Origin of the sequence: Desulfopila sp. IMCC35008 (genome assembly GCF_010646885.2) — a bacterium.
Lineage (GTDB): Bacteria > Desulfobacterota > Desulfobulbia > Desulfobulbales > Desulfocapsaceae > Desulfopila.
On sequence record NZ_CP050700.1, the window covers coordinates 4,638,922 to 4,652,019 of the forward strand.

8 protein-coding genes are annotated in these 13,098 nt (G+C 49.9%); 1 reads left to right on the top strand and 7 read right to left on the bottom strand.

Annotation, left to right across the window (positions count from 1 at the left end; genetic code table 11):
• Positions 1-174: 174 nt before the first annotated feature.
• Entirely contained in the window at positions 175-1,323 is a 1,149-nt protein-coding gene (locus GA520_RS20030) for a PQQ-dependent sugar dehydrogenase (RefSeq protein ID WP_163337361.1), read from the top strand.
• Positions 1,324-1,621: 298 nt separating this feature from the next.
• On the opposite strand, the gene GA520_RS20035 is transcribed toward GA520_RS20030, so the two are convergent.
• The 7 genes from GA520_RS20035 to GA520_RS20065 form a co-directional block, all read right to left on the bottom strand.
• On the bottom strand, positions 1,622-2,920 hold the full coding sequence (locus GA520_RS20035; protein WP_163337362.1) for a hypothetical protein: 1,299 nt from the start codon (positions 2,918-2,920) through the stop codon (positions 1,622-1,624).
• Between the two features lie 2 nt (positions 2,921-2,922).
• Positions 2,923-4,113, bottom strand: a complete 1,191-nt coding sequence (locus tag GA520_RS20040) for a tetratricopeptide repeat protein (RefSeq protein ID WP_163337363.1) — start codon at positions 4,111-4,113, stop codon at positions 2,923-2,925.
• A gap of 1 nt (position 4,114) precedes the next feature.
• Positions 4,115-4,654 carry an RNA polymerase sigma factor gene (locus tag GA520_RS20045; protein ID WP_163337364.1) on the bottom strand — a complete coding sequence of 180 codons (540 nt, stop codon included), beginning with the start codon at positions 4,652-4,654 and terminating at the stop codon, positions 4,115-4,117.
• Between the two features lie 276 nt (positions 4,655-4,930).
• Positions 4,931-5,950 (bottom strand): tetratricopeptide repeat protein, encoded by a 1,020-nt coding sequence (locus GA520_RS20050; RefSeq protein WP_163337365.1) that lies wholly within the window; start codon positions 5,948-5,950, stop codon positions 4,931-4,933.
• A 16-nt stretch (positions 5,951-5,966) separates the two neighbouring features.
• Positions 5,967-8,606 carry an SNF2-related protein gene (locus tag GA520_RS20055; protein ID WP_163337366.1) on the bottom strand — a complete coding sequence of 880 codons (2,640 nt, stop codon included), beginning with the start codon at positions 8,604-8,606 and terminating at the stop codon, positions 5,967-5,969.
• A 96-nt stretch (positions 8,607-8,702) separates the two neighbouring features.
• A complete protein-coding gene (locus GA520_RS20060; protein WP_163337367.1) occupies positions 8,703-12,113 on the bottom strand; it encodes an AAA family ATPase in 3,411 nt (1,136 codons plus the stop codon).
• A gap of 18 nt (positions 12,114-12,131) precedes the next feature.
• Entirely contained in the window at positions 12,132-13,073 is a 942-nt protein-coding gene (locus GA520_RS20065; protein WP_163337368.1) for an SPFH domain-containing protein, read from the bottom strand.
• Positions 13,074-13,098 lie beyond the last annotated feature (25 nt).

Here is a 13,098-nt window from a genome sequence, read left to right on the forward strand (position 1 = left end):
TCTTACTCGGTTATCCCATGGGACAGCATCTATAAACAGGCCCTGGTAGATATTGTATTACCTGGAGCTGTCTGTGCTAATGCATTAGCACAGAGGATACTCATGGGCATGGGGGGCTGTATTTCCTCACCCGAATTCCTCTTCAGTTCAGGTAGTGTACAAAAGGTCAGAACTATGAACACTTATCAACGCGTCAGATGTCTCGTTTCGGTTTTCATGTTGCTCTTCATGTCGGTTAACTTGGCCAATGCCGACTCTGTATCTGCAAAAGTAAAAGGTTCTGCGGGTTCAGTCCTATTGGTCAAGGAGTACGCATCATTCAATGAGCCCTGGGCAATGACCTTCCTGCCTGACAGGCGGCTGCTGATTACAGAAAAGTCGGGGAATCTTTTTCTGGTCAGTGCGGACGGAGCATCAAGGATATCCGTCACCGGAGTTCCCAGGGTAGCCTATGGCGGCCAGGGGGGGCTTGGTGATGTGGTACTTCACCCTCACTATAAAACCAATCATCGCATATATCTCTCGTATGCAGAAGAAGGCGAAAACGGTACTCGAGGTGCCGCAGTTGTTATGGCCTCTCTTGAAACCAGCCAAGGACGGGCAGAATTACGAAATGCTACAGTCATCTGGCGACAGGAACCCAAGGTCAAAGGATATGGGCATTATTCACATCGACTGGCTTTCAGCGCTGACGGAAAACTGTTTATTACTTCCGGCGAACGGCAAAAACAAAAACCAGCCCAGGATTTGACCCAAAATCTCGGTAAAATTATCCGAATAAATGATGATGGTACCGTACCTGCCGACAATCCAATCCAGGACCAGGGCGAGCTGGCAAAAACCTTCTGGTCACTCGGACACCGCAATATGCTCGGAATTGCCTTTGATCAAAGTGATCGGCTGTGGACCCATGAAATGGGTCCGAAACACGGAGATGAGTTCAACCTGATTAAGGCTGGCGACAATTACGGTTGGCCAGTTGTATCCTGGGGAAACCAATATTCAGGCGTAGACATACCTGACCACAATACCCGTCCCGATTTTCATGCTCCAGCGGTGTACTGGGTACCAACCGTTGCACCTGCCGGCTTAATTATCTACAGTGGCTCCCTTTTTCCGGAATGGAAGGGTGATGCATTTTTAGGAGGCCTGGCTTCAAGGTCATTGGTACGAATCGAGATATCAGGTGATAAAGCGTGGGAAGCAGAACGTTTCGCAATGGGCAAGCGAATCCGCGAAGTCGAGCAGGGGCCCGATGGTGCAATCTGGGTTTTAGAGGATAAAAAAGGCGGGCGTCTGTTGAAATTAACAAAGGACCGTTAAGCTCTATAATATGAATACGTCCCCCCCAACCACTCTCCGCCTTGACCGCGTCATGATGCTATTCAGGAAGAATTTATGGTTATTTTTCCCAATATGAAGGCGGAAGATGTTTGTGTTTTTACCGAACGATTACGATCCAGAATTGAGCAAAATTGAAAAGTTGCTTTTCCTGATACAGGAGACGTAAAGGGAGGATGAAAAGGTGCCGGGCGATAGAGGTGGGGATCGGGGAACTACTGTTCCTCTACCGCCCGACTGGGGTTCTATATAAAGTGGTAGTCAGGTTGTACCAAAGAGACTATTTTTTCTTGCCCCCTCCTTTACCGTTGTTATCACCACTTTTACCGTTGTTATCACCACTTTTACCGTTATTACCGTTATTACCGTTATTGCCGCTATTGCCGCTATTGCCGCTATTGCCGCTCTTGCCGTTGTTACCGCTACTGTTATTACTGCTACTGTTACCCGGACTTTTATCCTTGCTGCTGTTGTTACTGCTGCCCTGGGAGGAAACACCACCCTTCTGACTTTTGCCGGATGAACCTGATTGTGCTAAAGATAAGGAGCCGCTCTTATTACCGTTATTACCGCTATTTCCTTTATTCCCCTTGGCATCGGCAACGGCCTTGCCGCTCGACTTCGCCAGGCCGATGCCGTCCTTGGCACTATTGGCGCTGCTTGATTTCATCCCGTGGCTGCTGCTCCAGCCGTTCTTGACATTGCGTTTGGTCACTTCAGCCAGCTCCTGCTCGAGAGTCGTCGGCTCTTCAGGAATCAAATCATCGGTCTCAATCGGATCCTGGACCCCTGTCTGACTTTTCCAGTTCTTCGCATGGCCAAGTTTACGACCCAGATATTTCGGTTCAACACCAAGGAAATGAGCAATCTCACCCCAGCCCATCTTCTGGACCTGCCTCATATCCGCAATCTCTTCGGCCAGCACACCTGTGCGCTCGCCGAGCATTTCAGCATATCTTTCCTGGGCAGTCTCCGTCTCCTGCAGGGCATTCTGGTAGGCTTTTTCGAATCCTTCGTAGGCACTTACCGCGCCGTCATAATCGTTCTGTGCATCAAGCTCACCCTGTTTAGCGGCATTCAGGTTATCCAGTGCCTTCTGAGTGGCATCAGGATCACCGGAAGCCAAGGCCTCTTCATACGCTTTCTGGGCTTCGGCAACCTTTTTCTCTGCTTCCTCCAGTTCATCGAAATAGCTTTCCTTTTCTGCAAGTGCATCCTGCAGCTCCTTGCTGGCTGCATCCTGCTTACTCTCCGCCTCTGCGACCTTATCCGCTTCCTCGTTCAATTCGGGGTCGTTGGCCAGCGCCTGTTGCTGAAGGTTTGCCGCATGATGTGCCTGGGCCGCATTTTTATAACTGGGTTCTTCACCACCTGTTGGATCATCAGCACTGTCATCACCGGCCGGATCACCAACCGCATCGTCTCCCCCCAGGTCACCATCTCCATAGAGATCACTCGGTGCATCAAATTCATCCGTTGAATTTTCGCCCGGTACGTCATCCGCCCAGGCAAGACTGGAAAGAGCTAGAAGCGCACTTAAAATGGCCGCCACACAATATTTTAAAAGTTCCTTTTTCAAACCTACACCTCCTGTTTATCCTCGATAACACTGCTGAAAATCAGCAGGCTCTCATTCAGTTCAACCGGCTGCATATTCTCGCGCTCAACAACCTCTGGTTCATCGAACCAGCTGAGTTTAATACGTTCCGCGCCACCACTTGCAGCCATATCAACCAGTATCTTTTTTAAATCTTGCGCCCTGTTATAAGCATATACGCTATCATTTGCCTTGAAGACGACGACGTCCAATTGAATGCGGCGATCACTATCCAGAATTGTTGCGAGTGGAGCCAACTCCCGCCGAACATCAGCCTCTGTAAATACTTCTCCTGCCAGTACGTTGGCTGCCAGGATCACCTTTCTCACGCCGACCTGATACAGACGATAACTGTAATCTCCATATGCATTCAGCCTCTCCACCGCCCTGTAAGCAAATTTCCCAACCCGGATGACATCCAGGTACGCTTTCCAGGCAGCGGTTTCATCATCTATCCGGCCAAGCTGCCTTGCAATCAGACCAATGTTATAAAGGGCAGCCGGCTCATCGGGAGAAACCGTCAACACCGCACTATATGCCTCAAGGGCCTTTTCGTACTCTTGCTGGCTCAGGTAATTGTGGGCCAGATTAATAAGCAAAGGGACGGAGCGGGGATCGGACTCAAGCCCCCGAAGGTAGCTTAGTCTCTCTTTTTCCGGATAACCCAGCCGCCAGTAGCCAACTCCCTCCCAATAAGCATATTCCGGATTATCGGGTTCCAGGATCGATGCTTTCCTGAACATGCGCATCGCCTGCACATTTTTTTCAGACTCAAGCAACGCCCTGCCCATCAGGTACGCCTGGTAGGAACCCTCAACATCCTCAGGGATGGCCAGAGGTGAAGTCTGATGCGGAGTGGGAGACAACACCCGGGACGTCTGAGGTGTCGGAGCCAACGCGACCTCACGCTGTGGCTCGACACTGACACGACCTGCCAGGAAAGAGGCGCACACCAAAATCAGGACAGCACACACATAAACGGGACGAAAGGAAAATGCCACCGGCCTGGATTTTACAAAAAATTCCCGTAACCATGCCATTATCCCCCTACCGGAACCTGAATCGATACGATCCATTATATCCTGAGTCAGGCCGTCAGGAACATCCTCGAGGTCAAGCCTCTTCAACGAATCTATCAGTTCCCTGTTTTCTCCAGTATTCCTTTCCACGTCCATATCACTTCTCGCCGAGGAGGTTCTGAAGCTCTCCCAGACTCCGTTGTATTCTCATTTTTACGGCACTCTCGGAGACCTTGAAAATCTCCGCAAGTTCCCGGATACTTCTCTCATGACGATAGCGCAGGATAAGCAGTTCCCGGCGGTCCTCTTCAAGCCCTTCCAAGGCCAGCATCATCCGCTGGGTCTCCTGACGGCGTTCCGGATCATGTCGTATCTCCGGCGACTCCATTTTTACTTCTTCTGCATAACGAGCCAGTTTACGCTGTTGCGAGTACTCTTTTTTTTTCCAATCCCTGGCATAATTGAGTGCCAGGGTATACAACCAGGCAAAAAAGCTGGTCTGCTTTCGATATCGCCCCAGTTTTTCATACACCCTGCAGAACACTTCCCGGGTCATATCAGCCGCATCATCCGACGAGTGGCTATAACGGCGCATCAGGTTGTAAACAACCGTGTCATATCGCTCCACCAGAACAGCGAAACTCTCTTTTTCACCGTCTCGGACGGCGGTTACAATCTGATTGTCGGAAAGGTCCATATCGATATCTTTTAAGCTAATAAACGATCGGCCTCCTGTTACGTCACAAGAAAAAACACACTTTCAAAAAAAGTACCGATCACCTCGGTTTCTAAAAAAGGAAGGGGCTCCATTACACCGGTACGCAAATAGAAATGCCAGGATTAGCCCGTATTTCTCATGAACATTGTGTCAATTCAGAATTTTAGCAAAAAACATAGCCAACTATGGTTCACTGCTACAAACCTTGAACCGGACGCCGCCTTGACTGATGAGAAGTTCGGGTGAGGGCCAGCATCATTTTTCCGAGATAAAAAACGAAACGGACTCCTCGATTTTCATTTTTTTCTTTTTAATCTTGAATGACTGCGGACTATCAAACCAGCTGATACCAATCCGTTTGAGGGGAAGGCCAGGAAACTCCTCGATAAGGTACTGCCGGATAGCCGTGGCGCGCGCCTTGGCCAGCTTCTTGTTATTTTTCTGGTAAACCAGAATCTGCAACTTGCCCTTTTTCATCTTTTCAGCAATACCACCTACCAGATTAAGTGATTCAACTGAATTTCCGCTCAACCGATCACTGAACGGCTCAAAATATATCTTCTCAAGGGTTACAGTGCGCGGTCCCAACCGGTGGTTCCGATATGAGAAATCGCCAAGATAGTTAAGGTGATCTACGGCGCGTCTGGCCATATGGCCCGAAGGGTAATAATCGAGGTACTCCAACCAGCCGATTTTTTCCTCGGGTGTTCGTCCCAGCCTCTTCAGGATAAGCGCACGGTTATAAAGGGCCGACGGGCTGCCCGGCCAGATATCCAAGGCCTTCTGGTAATACTTAAAGGCATCGTGATATCGCTTTTTCTCGAGTTGGTTGTGCCCGAGATACACAAGTGACTGCAGGTGGTTCGGATCGATCTTGAGTGCGTTGCGGTAACACTCCTCTTCCCTTTTCCTGTCTTTTAATCCTGCATACCCGATACCAGCCCAGAACTGGTAGTCTGCATTGTCCGGCTCCTTATCCCTTGCTTTAACCAGGTACCCCTTGGCCTTTACATAATTTTTATCATACAAAAGGAACCGGCCGTAATAGTAGTTGGCAGATGCACTCTCAGGATCTTGGTGCACGGCTTTCTCAAAGCTCTGTCGTCCCTCACTGTATTTCTCGGCATCGAGATAATAATCCCCCTTGACCGTATGCCCCACCGTCCGACTGATATCTTTCACCACACATCCGCCCAGTAAAACGGCGGTGACCAACACCACTATCGACAATGATAGTCTATTGTTCATCAGCTTTTCCCTCTTCTTCAATTCCATAATCATTCCCTTCATTTTATTCAAAACCCGGCAGTTTGAATTTCATGGTCACCTCACCCGTATTCTTGTCGAGGCTGATCATTTTACCGGATGCATCTGTAGATTCCATCTTCTTTCCCGTCGCCACTTCCAGCAGACCGCTCAAAAACGTCATACCCTGGTTTAACACTTCCTCCATCTGCTCTGCAGACCTGGGAAGTTCCTGTGTTCCTGCCGCAGCTGGCACGTCCTCCTCTTCACCAAAGTAATCATCAACCAAAGGTTCATTTTCCAGTGCCTTTTTATTCAGGAAGTGAGGCATATCGTCTGTGAGTTCAGCCGCCGGTTCTGCCTCGACAGGCGTAGATTGCAGCTCGGCTTCTATCACCTCTCTCAGCTTGCCGACCATCTCCTGTCGTTTCCCACGATCAAAGATCACCTCGGAGGAACCTCCGTCGAATACGGAATCAAATAATTCACTCTTGAGTCGGTTCCCTGCCAGAATACGTTCCTCGATAGAGTTCCTGGAAATGAGGTTGATTATATTGATACATCCCGATTTCTGTCCCAGCCGGTTTACCCTGCCAATCCTTTGGTTCAAGCGGGCAGGACTCCAGGGGATCTCAAAGTTAATCACAGAATCCGCAGCCTGCAAATTCAGCCCTGTCCCTCCGGCATCGGTTGAAAGAAAAACCTTACAGTCTGGATTTTCACTGAATTCATCGATCAATAATTGCCGTTTGGCAACCGGCACCTTACCGGATAGTTCAACAAACGGTATACCAACCCTGGAGAGGTGCTTGCCTATCAGGGCCGTCATCGTCCGCCACTCGCTGAAAATAACAACCTTGCGCTTGTTTTCCACAACCAGCTCATCGAGGATGCTGGCAAGCTCATTCAGCTTTGGGGAGATATCGGTTTCGCGATCGATAAGGTGGGTTGAATCGCAGACCTGGCGCATTTTCAAGAGCAGCATCTGGATATGGCGAAGGTCCATCGGAGTGAGGAATTTCTTATTCATCAGCGGCAGAAGCGATCGACTATAGTCAGCATGGATCAGTGCCTGCTCCGGATGCATATCGATAAAATAATCGTTTCGGACCTGCTCGGGCAGCTCATCAAGCACCTCTTCCTTACGCCTGCGCACCACAATGGGTCGTAATTTCTCGCGCAGTTTGTCGAGCTGCCTGTACCCAAGGATTTTATTCTTTTTGGTGCGGCTCAGCAGGAAATGATTGGCTGCAAACTGCCAGAGCGGACTCAGCAGCTCCGGGTCAAGAAACTGGACGATGGAATAGACGTCTTCAAGTTTGTTCTCAAGCGGCGTACCTGTAAGCACCAGGGCATGCTGGCGCGGCAGCCTCTTGACGGCATCCGCCGTCTTGGTTTCAAAATTCTTTATACGCTGGGCCTCATCAAGGATAACGAGATCCGGCTTATATCGGGAGATGATCTCAACATCACGGAGCACCGCCTCGTAATTACTGATTTTAAAAAGTGATTCGGCATTCTCATACCCTTGCTCCCGGTTCTCCGAGTTGCCGCTTATGATATGAGCCTGTTCATAGCTGAACCGCTCTATCTCGCGTTTCCATTGATCCTTCAGGGAGGCCAGCGTCACTATCAGCACCTTGTTAAAACCGAATATCTCCTTTTTCAGAATCGCAAGTATGATTGCCTGCAGGGTTTTTCCAAGCCCCATTTCATCGCCGATCAGGCTGCCCTTCTTGTAGAGACAGAAACGTACACCCTCTTCCTGATAGTGATACGGTTGCAGTTTGAGCAGATGAGACAGGTCGGGAAGCGGCTCCTGCTCAGCCTGCAGCAGTTCGCTGTCCAGCACCGCCTGTTCGACTTTGCGCATCACCGATTCCTGGATGCGGACAAACTTCTCGTTCTCAAGCTTTTCAAGATACGGAACAAAATGAATCAGATCCGGATCACGCAGAAAACCATGTTCATCAAACAGTTCCTCAAAAATCGTCCGCAGCCTGTTATTAACCGATGCAGGTCGTTCATGAAAAAGCCGGGGACGGGAAGCCGAACCGTCCCAGAAAATATCGATATAAGGAAAACGCTCCCGGGCTAGCTGTTGCTCATACCATTTCTTTTCTTTCAGATAGTCCACAAGGTAGAGTATGTGTTTGCACGTCCCCAACCGGTTGACCTGGTAATCAGGGCATGAGCAGTGGCCGGCACCAAGGCCCGGATCATGCAAGGTCACCTGGTACTGCCTCCCTTTTGGGGTTTCAATAAGGTGATCACCCTTGAACATGTCTCCGGTTTTCACCCGAAACTCCTCTCTCGCAGCCCGTTTCCTGCGATCTTCCAGGGCCTGGGTCCGGATCTCACCGCCGGTCAAGAAAGATTCCTCGCCGACCGATACATTCACGGTGTCCATCTGCTGTTGCTCAAACCGGTGGTGCAGGGCCGCTATGACGTGCTTGCATCCGGCACCGGGATAGGGGCAGTCACAAGTCACATCAAAGGGATCACCGAGCTGGATGATCGTCTGGTAATCACCGTAACTCCCTTCCACCTCGTACCGGTATACCCCCTTGGCCTCATCCGCCTCAAGAAGCCTGAAAGCCCCCTTACGGAAGAGGCTTTCCCCCTTAGTGTAGATAGATGGACTTTCGGCAATGGCAACAATGTTCTCAACAGTAAGCGATTTCATGGAACCTCAATTGAATCAACCAAGAGAAAAAGGACGCAAAAAGGATATACTCACAGCAGGCAAGGATAACAGAGAGGGAATGTGGAGTAAAGCGGGTTATTTAGATGTCCACCTGAACCGCTGTTTGATCGGGTCAAAAATGGTCAGAACTTTCTTGACCCCACGGTTCCCTTTATCCTGGAAGATGATATCGAGGGAACTGAGCGGATCGTTGTCCGGATTGGAAATATAGTGACGGACCGCCTCCAGTTTTCGTATGATCTCGTCTTCAGCACGTTTTCTGAGCAATGCCTTGTGACGGATAATCTTTTCCTTGGCGGCCTCATCACGTTCGTTGTTCTGGTATTTTTTCAATTTATAGGAAATACGCAGCTCGATCAATTCCAGCAGGGTTTTCTCGTACTCGTCTCCAAGCCAGATGGTTTCAGGGACCAGATCACCAAAATATGAAACCCCTAGAACATCCTTATTCTGACTCCAGTAGCCGATAAGAAAATCGTTTTCGAGACTCTTATAATTCTGCCGGGGCATATACATCCTGCGCAGGTATTGCAGGACCTTTTCAGTTTTCATTTTATGACCGCCGATTATCACGGAACCGCCGATCTCGTCTTTGGTCACACCCTTGGTCCAGGGCGCGCCGGTAATTCCGAAATCATTATAAATCGGGATATGCAGTATGGCCGACAACGTGTTCAGCGCCAGGGCATACCCGGCAGACGGCCCCCCCACGTTATAAGATGCCGACAGCAACTGGTGGTGGATGGTGTACTTCGCCAGAAATTCCCCAAGCAATTTCACCATGCTGACTTCTGGCAACAGGGCCTGGAAATAGTTTTTTACGAGTGTCAACGCCTCCTGCGCTGATTGCTGGGTCATTTGTACAGCCATTTCCATCTGCGCGCCTTCACCGCCGGAGGCGGAAACAGCCCCCGTCACCAGGACTTTTTCCGGCGACAGAGAATAGGTGAGACTGGTGGCGATCGGGAGGAGTACGCCTTCCGTTTCATTGGCACCTACACCAACAATGAAACCCTTCTGAGGTTCCCTGCTGAGTTCGGCTTCGAGAAAGTCATCCAGTTCAACCTTACCTTTTCTTGTCGGGCTCTGGGATAATTCAGATCTCGCATTCCACAGATGGGAGAGACAAAGGGGATAATCCTTATCATCATGGATCACCGCAAACCTGGCCATTGCCTCGTCATATTTTTTCAGGAACAGCTCGGGGGATTCCTTGAGGATATCCTTGAGCCCGCTGGTATCACCAAGGGCCTGAAAAATTCCGGAGAGCGTCTTTACATTGAATTTGAGGAAATTCTCCTGGTCTTCTTTTGACAGGGATGAAATCGACCTGAATTTTTTCAAGACTGTCATCTCCGTCTCCCTGAGCGACAGGGCCTTTTCCACAAAAGCCGAGAAATCTGCCGGAGTATGGCAGATCCCCTTGGCTCCATCAATAACTTCTTTTGAAGAGAGCCCTTTCTCGACCGGAATCCCTTCCAGGGCGGCATCGACAATCCCGCTGATATCACGCTGACCTAACTGACCGGACACCTCAAGCACCTTCAACCGCTTAGATCGAATAAGTGCAGGATCAAGCAGGTCGAGCCTGTTGGTGGTGAGCACCGTTAAAACCTTGGAGAGGGGTATCTCTCCATCGATAATTGAGAGGAACTTGTTGGTCAACCTGTCAGACGGTGCACCACCGGTGGCACTTCTTCTGGGAGCCAGCGCATCACCTTCGTCAAAAAAGACCACAGCCGGGGCAATCATCTTGGCAATATCATATACCTTCACCAAATTTTCCACCGTACCGTCGATGGGGTTCGAGGGGTTGTGCAGGGTTGAAGGGCTGGCACTGATATCATGGATATTCTTGTTTTCACTGAGCCAGCTTCGCACCAGAAAGGTCTTACCGCTACCCGGCGGGCCATTCAATACAACACCTTTCTCCTCGCTGATGCCGTAATGGAGGCAGTTGTTGGCCATCTCTGAAAACACATTTTTTATATCACCAACATAGTCCTCCCAGTGGGCGGTACGGTCTATACGGTTCACAACCTTTTTGAAAAGATCACCAAAAGCATTGCGGGCCACCATCTCAAAGGCATTACGGACCAACAACCCATCATCCATATAAACCGAAGTAAAACCACCCTTGATAGCCACTATATAACTGACCAGCTTTCGGACATAGGCGGGAGTAACGTGCAGCGCACGATCTGCAAATACCCGATACACCTTGCCCACACTGATCATCAGGTCTTCCTGGGTAATCCAGGAGATATTTGGCAGCTCTGTCTGCTCCTCCTCCGGAGCAACCCGGATATTATGCCGTATCAACTCAATACGGATAATTTCAGCCATGTTCGTTTTGTTTTGCCAATAATCGGAGACGTCGATTATCAACCCTTTCTCGGCAAAACGGCGGTATAACGCGGTGTCGAACACCTCAGGCTGATCGGACGTGGCAATCAAAACGCAATCACGGCTACCGTTGATGATCTCGTCCAGGATAATATTAGAGGTATCGACCAGGGTCCCTTGCTGCCGCTCCACTCCACCGCCTCCGGCTGCCGTTGTCTCCTTACGGGCAAAAGCACTATGGGCTTCTTCAAGATGACGAATGGAACTCTTCATGGGATTGCCGAAGGCGCGCTTAAGATAGTTCCCCGGCTCCCCGGCAAGCGATGTCTGGAAATCATTCGGGGTGATCTTGGCAAAATCGACCTGTAAACTCTGTTCTTCGAGGTCGTTGAGGTTTCGTGCTATACGTTTCTTGAAAATGAAACTGATGAGTGGGATCCTCGACAGTCTCTGGTACCATTTCAGCCGCTTCCGTCGTTCAATTTCCTCCACCAGTCCAGGGGCGACATCTTCCAGGGATTTCCAGAACGGAATATTCCCCATCACCCTCGCCTTTTCCTTTGCCAGGTCGATCTCCGGACGCACCTCATCGCCGAAAAAAACCTGTTCGATAGCTTTAACCGCTGTCGCTGTCTTTCCAGAGCCACTTGTACCGATAAAAAGTATCAGGGGGGCCTGGGGGACATCCGGATCTGAAATATATTCTTTCCTGATATGGGCGCGGTAGACCTTCTCGAAAATCTCGGCTAACTCTGTCGGCAGATGCACTCCCGACATCTCCCGGTTAAGGAGCGCCAACATATACGCGTGATCGCTGCCGGACAACTCCTTTTCAAGGATGGCGTTCCAGGCCTTGCGCGGCGATGCCTGACCGGAGAGTTCAAATCTTTTCTGCCAATCAGTTATAATTTCAGGATCTTTCAGGATAGTAAACGTTTCTTTCTTGCCGACAAAAAACATCCATCGCAGTCTGCTATTGAGTTTACGGATTGTATCAGACGGTGGTTTATACTGATTCAGCCGGGCCCTCATGAACTCCTTGGTTTCAAAGGTCCAGGAGGCAACAATTTCCTCAATCTCGTGAATGCGTTCTTCCGGCAGGCAGATATGCTGAATTTTCTTGGTCAGTCTACGGGGCATGAGCTCTCCGGAAAACTATTATTCGTTCTCAGCAGCCGGTGGGGAAGCAACCGGTGCGGGCAGGGTGACAGACGGCACTTTATCCGTATTCTGGATAACCACCGTGTTCTGTCCGGTCTGGTTCTTCTCGTAGGCCGACGCCCATTTTTGCTGGACAAGGAACTGAAGCAGTGCCCGGTCGGTCGTTCCGTCCGCCCTGCCAACCACCTCTTGCAACCTGCTGATACCATCCAGATAAGCTGTATAGAGCTTGCGAATCCGGCTCGCTTCCTGATCTGCTGCGTAGTTCTCCGCCTCGGCTATGAGTTCTCTGCGCTTTTTTTCTTCAGAAGCAGCAACAAGTTTATCACCAAAACGAGTTTCCTTGAGGACAAAACTGATAACTTCAATACCGTATTTTTCCTCCAGGGTAGGGCCCCCCTGATTGATAGGGCGGGTCTTGAGTGTCGTGAAGATCTTCTCACGGACAAGATGACGATCCCGGATGAGGTTGGCAACCGTTTCAGCCTGCAGCTCGTCTTTAACCAATCCGTCATAATCTCCCTGCAATAACAACATCGGATTCTGATTCTCAATGGCCCATGTATCCAGGCTCCTTATCCTGAAGGTGAGTGCCGCCGAAGTCCAGAGTGCTACATTTTCACTGGTGATAATACGCATGGGCTCACTGGTGCCCCCTAAATCCATGGTCTGGTTCATCAACGTCATTTCCTGCTCGATACGGGTAAACAGAGGCAAACGTAGATGCCAGCCCACTTCAGTGACCGCCTGCCGTTTCCCACCAAGCTTTTCCAGGACCACCGCATAATTCATCTTTACCTTGAAAATGGTCTTGGTGGCATACAATGTTGCCACCAGACTGTAGACAACAACAATAATAAGAATCAGCATGAGGAGGGAACGGCCGATCCGAATGACAAAGGATCGCTGAAACATGCTCGATACCTGCTTCTCAGACATAATTACTCCTCTTAAAGACAAATGA